We start from the raw sequence: 7,451 nt of genomic DNA, 5'->3' as shown, positions 1-7,451 counted from the left end.
GCATCGCCGATGGTAGTGTGGGGTTTCCCCATGTGAGAGTAGGTCATCGTCAAGATTAAATTCCAGAACCCCTGATTGCTAACGCAATCAGGGGTTTTGTTTTTGCGCGCAGGAAAGTGCTGGCTGTGCGGGGGCGACCTTACAGGCACCTTGTTCGGCTCCCACTTGCGGCCATCCACTTGAAGCTTGTCGCTGTGCCATCTGCCATTGATCAGTCGTATGGGAAATCCTGTCCTGGTGAGCAGGTAGTTTTTGGTATGGTGCAGCTCGTTTTTTAATGGACTTGAGTTACCCGCACGGATCCGCGCGCACCTTCATGTCACGAGAAGCTGTAGAAATGCCCGAAGCGATACCGATCAAAGACCACGAAAAAGAAACCCGCCTGGTCAACAAGCGCCTGCTGGCCTGCGCTCTGTTTGTCGTAGCCATCAGCTGCACCCTGGTCGGTCGCCTGTATTTTCTGCAGGTGGTGGAGTTCGATTACCACTCCACTGTCTCCGAAAACAACCGCGTGCACGTGCTGCCGATCACCCCGACCCGGGGCCTGATCTATGACCGTAATGGTGTGGTGCTGGCCGACAACCGTCCCAGTTTCAACCTGACCATCACCCGCGAGCGCACCACCGACCTCAAGGGCGAGCTGGACCAAGTGGTCGAGTTGCTGCACTTGCCGGCCGAGGATCGTGCACTGTTCGACAAAGAGATGAAGCAGGCGCGCCACCCCTTTGTGCCGGTCACGCTGTTTTATGAGCTGACCGAGGAGCAGATCGCCGTATTGGCGGTCAATGAGTACCGATTGCCTGGCCTCGACGTTGAAGCGCAGTTCGTGCGTCATTACCCAATGGGCGCACATTTTGCCCATTCCATCGGCTATGTCGGGCGCATCAACGAGAAAGAGGCCAAGGCCCTGGACTCGGTGGAGTACCGCGGCACCCAGTCGATCGGCAAGACCGGTATCGAGCGGTTCTACGAATCCGAGCTGCACGGCCATGTCGGCTATGAAGAGGTCGAGACCAACGCCCAGGGGCGGGTGATGCGCGTGCTCAAACACACCGACCCGATCCCGGGCAAGAGCATCGTGCTCAGCCTCGACGTGAAGCTCCAGGAGGCCGCTGAAGAGGCCTTGGGTGATCGTCGCGGCTCGGTGGTCGCCCTCGACCCGGAAACCGGCGAGGTGCTGGCCATGGTCAGCAAGCCGAGCTTCGACCCCAACCTGTTCGTGACCGGGATCAGCTTCAAGGAATACGCGGCCCTGCATGACTCCATCGACCGCCCGCTATTCAATCGCGTTCTTCGCGGCCTCTACGCGCCGGGCTCGACCATCAAGCCCGAGGTGGCGATTGCCGGCCTCGACAGCGGTGTGGTCACAGCGTCGACCCGGGTCTTCGATCCGGGCTATTACCAACTGCCGGACTTCGACCACAAGTACCGCAACTGGAACCACAGTGGTGACGGCTGGGTGGATATGGACGCGGCGATCATGCGCTCCAACGACACCTACTTCTACGACCTGGCGCACAAACTCGGCATCGATCGCCTGCACGACTACATGGCGATGTTCGGTCTGGGTGAGAAGGTCTCCCTGGACATGTTCGAAGAGTCGGCCGGGTTGATGCCGTCCCAGGCCTGGAAGCGCGCCACACGCCGCCAGCCGTGGTTCCCGGGTGAGACGGTGATCCTCGGCATCGGACAGGGCTATATGCAGGTCACACCGCTGCAGTTGGCCCAGGCCACCGCGCTGATCGCCAACAAGGGCATCTGGAACCGTCCACACCTGGCGCGCACCATCGACGGCGTGGCACCGGTGGACGAACACCCGATGCCGAACATCCTGCTCAAGGACCCGCGTGACTGGGAGCAGGTCAACCATGGCATGCAGATGGTGATGCACGACCCGCGTGGCATTGCGCGGGCCGCAGCGGCCGGCGCGCAGTACCGGATTGCCGGCAAGAGTGGCACGGCGCAAGTGGTGGCGATCAAGCAGGGCGAGCGTTACAACCGCCTCAAGACCCGCGAGCGTAACCGGGACAACGCTTTGTTCGTCGGCTTCGCCCCGGCCGAGCATCCAAGGATCGTGATTTCGGTGATGATCGAAAACGGCGAAGCCGGTGGCCGCGTCGCCGGTCCTGTGGTGCGGCAGATCATGGACGCCTGGCTGCTTGACCAGGATGGCCACCTGAAACCGCAATACGCCAGCCCGGCCAAGCCTGCGGCTCCGCCCCACGTCTGAGTCACTTAAGCATCAGGCTCCCCGGCACCTGCTCACGAATGCTGAGCATGTGCTGGATGCTGTCGAGGAACACAGTCTCGGCCTGGCTCATCTTCTGCTCGCGATTCCACAGCAGCTGGATATCGAAATCCACCACCCCTTCCTCCGGCGGCAGGCGCCACAGCAGGCCTTGCTCAACGTCACGTCGCACCAGGTGGATCGGCAGGCAGCCGATGCCGAACCCGGCGCACACCAGGCGGTAAATTTCCTCGAAACTGGTGGAAGACGCGACGATCTTGCCGGTAAAACCCTGCTGGTCACGGAACAGGGTCAAGGGAGAAAGGTTGCCACCCAACTGGTCACTGGTGAAGCTGACAAAGTGCTCCGCGGCCAGTTGCTCCAGGGTCAGGCCGCGCTGGCCGAACAGCCGATGGCGCTGGCCGCAGAAGTAGGCGTAGCGCTCGCGGAACAGCACCCGCTGCTCCAACCGTGGCTGGGGCAGGCGACACAGGCCCAACCCCAGGGTGGCGGTCTTTTGCAGCAGCGAGCTGATGATGTCCGAACTGCCCATGACGTCCACTTCCAACTCGATCTTGGGGTGGGTTTCATGAAAGTCGGCGAGGAACTCGTCGTAATGCTGGGCCTGTACCCCGCTGACGGTAAGGATGCGCACCTTGCCCACCAGATCGTCATGGCGGCTCTCCACCACTGACCCCAGGCGCGAGATATCACCGTAGATATCGGCAGCAATGCGCAGCACCTCCTCGCCGGTTTCGGTCAGCTCGAAGCGCCGTCCACTGCGCGCAATCAGCACACACTCGAGCTGTTCCTCCAGGCGCTTGAGGGCCTGGCTCACGGCGGACTGGGTGATGTGCAGGCGCGCAGCGGCGCGGCTCATGCTGCCTTCCTGGCCAATGACCAGGTAGGTACGCAGCAGATTCCAGTCCAGCCGATCGTTGAGAAAACGGCGACCGACCCAAGGGTTGGCCACAGGGTTGGCAGTGGGCATCGCCCCTCCAGGTAGTAGCAAGGCTAATAGTAAAGATAAGGATTTGAAAATTGACTAATCCTGGCACGGCGGCGATAAAGCCCACAAGCGCCACAGAGCGCCACCCGGATTAGTCCTTCAGTACCTGCCCAAAAAACTACAAATACAGGGTCCTTGCATGCACACCACCCCTCAGCCGCGCCGAGCCGCGGCGGCTGCCTTTATTGGCACCACCATCGAGTTCTACGATTTTTACATCTACGCCACGGCGGCGGCGCTGGTACTCGGGCAAGTGTTCTTTCCCAGCACTGACCCGGTGATGAGCACCTTGGCTGCGTTTGGCAGCTTTGCCGTGGGTTTTATCGCGCGGCCCATGGCAGGCATGGTCTTCGGGCACCTGGGCGACCGCCTCGGACGCAAAAAGATGCTGCTGGTGACCATGGCCCTGATGGGCCTGGCCACCACTGGCATCGGCTTGCTGCCGAGCTATGCCAGCGTCGGTATCTGGGCACCGATCAGCCTGATCGTGCTGCGCATCATCCAGGGCATCTCGGTCGGAGGCGAGTGGGGCGGGGCGGTGCTGATGGCCAGCGAACATGCTCCGGCCAGGCGCAAGACCTTCTACGCCTCGTTCGCCCAACTGGGCAGCCCGGCGGGCCTGTTGTTGGCGTTGATTGCCTTTCGCCTGGTGACCAGCCTGGAGCCCCAGGACTTCCTCGACTGGGGCTGGCGCCTACCGTTCCTGGCCAGCGGTGTGCTGATGATGGTTGGGCTGATGATCCGCTCCGGGGTCCATGAGTCGCCGGAGTTCGCCAAGGCCCGGGACAACAATGAAACCGCCCAATACCCGGTGATGGAAGTGCTGCGCAGTTGCTGGCGGCAGATCCTGTTTGCCGCGGCGGCGGTGACCATCGGCTCGGCCGGGTTCTTCTTCACCAACACCTTCATGATCACCTACGTCACCCAGTACCAGGGCATTGCCCGCTCGACCATTCTCGACTGCCTGTTCCTGGTGACGGTGATCCAGTTGCTGTCGCAACCGCTGTCGGCGTTGCTCGCCGAACGCATGGGCGAGGGCCGCTTCCTGAAACTGGTGGCCCTGCTGTGCATGGCCACGCCGTACCCGATGTTCGTGCTGGTGGGGACGCAGAACATCGTGCTGATGACCCTCGGCATCGCGGTGGCGGTGGTGATCCTCTCCGCGCTGTACGCAGTGATCGCCGGCTACATGACCCAGGCATTCCCGGTGCACCTGCGCTACTCGGGCATTTCCATCGCCTACCAGCTCAGCTGCGCGATTGCCGGTGGCAGCACGCCGCTGATCGGCACGCTGCTGGCAAGCAAGTTTTCCGGACAATGGTTGCCGTTGGCGGTGTACTTCAGCCTGCTCTCGGCACTGTCCCTGATTGGCGTCTGCGGCCTGGCCCGGCTCCGTGCCGGCAATGACGCCCACCCCGCTCGAAAAGAGGTGTATTCGTGAGCAAACCTGAACACATGAACCCGATTGAATGGCAGGCCCGTTGCGAGCTGGCGGCGCTGTACCGGCTGGTCGCGCACTTTCGCATGACCGACCTGATCGACACCCACATCACCCTGCGCATCCCCGGGCCCGAGCATCACTTCCTGATCAATCGCTACGGGGTCATTTTCGACCGCATGCGTGCCAGCGACCTGGTGCGTATCGACCAGGACGGCCGCATCGTCGACCCGGATTACGCCGGGCACCGGGTCAATGCTGCGGGCTTTGTGATCCATTCCGCGATCCACATGGCGCGACCCGATCTCAACTGCGTGATCCACACCCACACCGCCGCCGGCATGGCGGTCGCCGCGCAGAAGCAGGGCCTGTTGCCGATCAGCCAGCACGCGCTGAAGTTCTACCGCCGGCTGGCCTATCACACCTATGAAGGCATCGCCCTGTCCCTGGATGAGCGCGAGCGCCTGATCGCCGACCTGGGGCCGCACAAGGCCATGATCCTGCGCAACCACGGCTTGCTGGTGGGGGGCGCGACGGTGGCCCATGCGTTTCAGGAGATCCACTTCCTGGAGCGTGCCTGCCAGGCCCAGGTGCAGGCACTGGCCGGTGGCTGCGAGTTGAATTACCCGTCGCCCGAGGTCTGCGCCCACACCGCCGAGCAGTTCGACCGCGATGAAGCCGACAACATTATCGAACTGGCCTGGCACGCTGCCCTGACCCTGATCGAGTCCCAGCGCGAGTCTTACCTGTCATGAGTAGCGTGGTGCTGTTATCCCGCGATGGGCTGTTGCTCGAACAGCTGCAAGCGGCCTTTGCCCGCCGTGCGCCGCAGCTCAAGGTGCTGCTGGCCGACGATCCCCAGGCCGCCCAGGCGCAGATCGCCGCCTGCTGGTTTCCGCCTGCCGGCAGCCTGCGGGCCTTGCCCAATGTGCAGGTGATTCACTCGGTGGCGGCGGGCATCGATCACCTGCAGCACGATCCCGAATGCCCGGACTTGCCGGTGTGCCGGGTGGTCGACCCGGGCCATCGCCAGGGCATGACCGAATACGTGCGCTGGGCGGCCATCCACTATCACCGCGGCTTTGACCAGGTGCTGCGGCAACAGCCCGAACAGCGTTGGCAACGGCCACTGCAACGGGCTGCCGCCGAGTACCGGGTCGGGGTCATGGGGCTGGGTTCCCTGGGCAGCGCGATTGCCCTGGACCTGGCCGCCGCCGGCTACAGCGTGCGCGGCTGGGCGCGTAGCGCCAAGGTGCTGCCGGGCGTCGAGAGTTTTGCCGGGGCGGCGGGTTTGGCGCCATTTCTGGACGGCGTCGAACTGCTGATCAACCTGCTGCCGCTGACCGCGGAAACCCGTGGGATTCTCGGTCATGCCACCTTCGCCCGCCTGGCGCCGGGGGCGGCGCTGGTCAACTGTGGGCGCGGCGCGCACCTGAATGCCGATGACCTGGAGCAGGCCCTGGCCAGCGGGCAGTTGCGTGGGGCGTTGCTGGATGTGTTCGACGAGGAGCCACTGCCGCCCAAGCATCGGCTGTGGACCCTGCCCGCAGTGACCATCACCCCGCACATGGCCTCGGCCGCGTCCCACGATTGCATCGCCGAACAGGTGGCGGAAAACCTGCGCCGCCTGCAGGCCGATGAACCGCTGCTGAATCGGGTCGACCTGACGCTGGGTTACTGAGGTTCGAGGCTCTGTTGCAGGCTGTCGATAAACAGGGTCTCGGCACGGCTCATGCGTTGTTCGCGGTTCCACAGCAGGTGGATGTCGACATCGGCAATGCCTTCGTGTGGCGGCAGGCGCCACAACAGGCCGGCTTCGACGTCGGCCGCCACCACATGCTCCGGCAGGCAGCCGATGCCGAAGCCGGCAATCACCAGGCGCCGCACTTCTTCCAGGCTCGGTGACGAGGCGACGATGCGCCCGCTGAAACCTTGCTGATCGCGAAAGATGGTCAGCGGCGAGAGCATGCCGCCGATCTGGTCACTGGTGAAACTGACAAAGTTCTCACGCTGCAAATCGCCCTCGGCCACGGCTTGCTGGCCGAACAGGGCATGGTGCCGGCCGCAGAAAAACGCATAACGCTGCCGCAGGAACAGCCGCTGTTCCAGGCGGGGCTGTGGTCGTCGATTGAGGCTCAGTCCCAGGGTCGCGGTTTTTTCCTGGAGGGCGCTGACGATGTCCGAGCTGCGCATGACTTCGATTTCCAGGTCCACCCGTGGGTGCTGGCGATGGAAACCGGCAAGGAAGTCATCGAAGCGGTCGGAAAAGATCCGGCTGATCATCAGCAGCCGCACCTTGCCGATCACCTCGTCGGCGGGTTGTTCGAGGACGCCGCTGACCTGGGACATCTGGCCGTAGATTTCCCCGGCCAGTTGAAAGATCTGCTCGCCGACCTCGGTCAGGGCAAAGCGCGGCCCTCGGCGGGCGATCAACTGGCGCCCGAGTTGTTCTTCCAGGCGCTTGAGGGCCTGGCTCACGGCCGGCTGGGTCAGGTGCAGGCGGGCGGCGGCGCGGCTGATGCTCAGTTCCTGGCCGATCACCCGGAAGGTGCGCAGCAGGTTCCAGTCCAGGCGGTCATTGAGCAGGCGGTCGGACATGGGCGAAGGCTCTGGGAAGGGCAGGGGCTTGATAATAAGTGTGGCTAATAATCAGCATAATAAATAGAAAATTGACTAATTATAGCCCCGCGACGATAAATCCCTTCCAGACAAGCGCCGCCAGAGCGCCTGCGTGTTCACCGTTCTCTCCTGCCAAAAAAATAGCCAAGGAGCCTGAT

General features: G+C 63.0%; 6 protein-coding genes. 4 read left to right on the top strand and 2 right to left on the bottom strand.

Translation table 11 applies throughout. The features are described from left to right. Positions 1-337: 337 nt before the first annotated feature. On the top strand, positions 338-2,230 hold the full coding sequence (mrdA, locus tag AC19YX_RS28765; RefSeq protein WP_078473886.1) for a penicillin-binding protein 2: 1,893 nt from the start codon (positions 338-340) through the stop codon (positions 2,228-2,230). 1 nt (position 2,231) lies between these two features. Here the strand turns inward: mrdA and AC19YX_RS28760 are convergent, their stop codons facing one another. Further along, entirely contained in the window at positions 2,232-3,218 is a 987-nt protein-coding gene (locus tag AC19YX_RS28760) for a LysR family transcriptional regulator (RefSeq protein ID WP_078473885.1), read from the bottom strand. 157 nt (positions 3,219-3,375) lie between these two features. Between AC19YX_RS28760 and AC19YX_RS28755 the strand changes: the two genes are divergently transcribed. Genes AC19YX_RS28755 through AC19YX_RS28745 form a run of 3 tightly spaced genes read left to right on the top strand, consistent with a single transcriptional unit; the run spans position 3,376 to position 6,355 of the window. Then, positions 3,376-4,677 carry an MFS transporter gene (locus tag AC19YX_RS28755; protein WP_421549598.1) on the top strand — a complete coding sequence of 434 codons (1,302 nt, stop codon included), beginning with the start codon at positions 3,376-3,378 and terminating at the stop codon, positions 4,675-4,677. After that, a complete protein-coding gene (locus AC19YX_RS28750; protein ID WP_078473883.1) occupies positions 4,674-5,429 on the top strand; it encodes a class II aldolase/adducin family protein in 756 nt (251 codons plus the stop codon). The genes AC19YX_RS28755 and AC19YX_RS28750 overlap by 4 nt, the downstream gene beginning before the upstream one ends. Next, positions 5,426-6,355: a 2-hydroxyacid dehydrogenase gene (locus AC19YX_RS28745; protein WP_078473882.1), complete on the top strand. Its 930-nt coding sequence runs from the start codon at positions 5,426-5,428 to the stop codon at positions 6,353-6,355. Before AC19YX_RS28750 ends, AC19YX_RS28745 begins: the two co-directional genes overlap by 4 nt. Here the strand turns inward: AC19YX_RS28745 and AC19YX_RS28740 are convergent. Beyond that, the gene (locus tag AC19YX_RS28740) at positions 6,349-7,272 is read right to left on the bottom strand and encodes a LysR family transcriptional regulator (protein ID WP_078473881.1); all 924 of its coding nucleotides are present in this window, start codon (positions 7,270-7,272) and stop codon (positions 6,349-6,351) included. The two genes, AC19YX_RS28745 and AC19YX_RS28740, sit on opposite strands and share 7 nt — an antisense overlap. Between the last annotated feature and the right edge of the window lie 179 nt (positions 7,273-7,451).

The sequence above is a fragment of the Pseudomonas sp. MF09150 genome (genome assembly GCF_059862355.1).
This window is presented reverse-complemented; position numbering and strand designations above follow the sequence as displayed.